Source organism: Methylobacterium sp. WL103 (genome assembly GCF_008039885.1).
In the GTDB taxonomy this organism is placed as follows: domain Bacteria; phylum Pseudomonadota; class Alphaproteobacteria; order Rhizobiales; family Beijerinckiaceae; genus Methylobacterium; species Methylobacterium cerastii.
Genome location: NZ_VRUX01001299.1, coordinates 1 through 439, shown reverse-complemented (window position 1 = coordinate 439; position 439 = coordinate 1). Strand labels below are relative to the sequence as shown.

Annotated in this window: 1 pseudogene; it reads right to left on the bottom strand. The window is 72.9% G+C overall.

From position 1 onward, the window contains the following. Nucleotides 1-257 (bottom strand): annotated as a pseudogene (locus FV222_RS29085) (PhnA-like protein); the annotation flags it as partial. Nucleotides 258-439 lie beyond the last annotated feature (182 nt).

Here is a 439-nt window from a genome sequence, read left to right as displayed (position 1 = left end):
ATGCCGGACCCGACGAACCAGAGGCCGGCGCCCATCGACAGGGTCGAGGCGGCGGGGTTGTCGGCGGCGGGACCGCCGACGCTGGACAGGCCGACGCCGACGCCGACCATGTTGAGGACGACCTGGGCCACCAGGGCGGTGACCGCGCCGGCGAAGATCGCGCCCCACGAGACCTGGTTCAGCAGGACGGTGCGGGTGTCGGCCGCGGCGGCGTTCGGGACGGTGGAAGGGGTCGCGAGGATGGGAGAGGAAGTCACGGTACGGCTACTCCGGGGTCGTCGGTCGTCCGAGAAGGTCGGTCGTTCGAGGGGGTGATGGATAGGGCGTGAAGGGGCGAAGGCCCGCCGGACCGCGGCGCGGTTCGGCTGGGCCCCGCGGGTCAATCGCGGCCGTGGATGAGGAGGCCGAGGCCGTAGCCGAGGAGGCCGACCACCAGCAG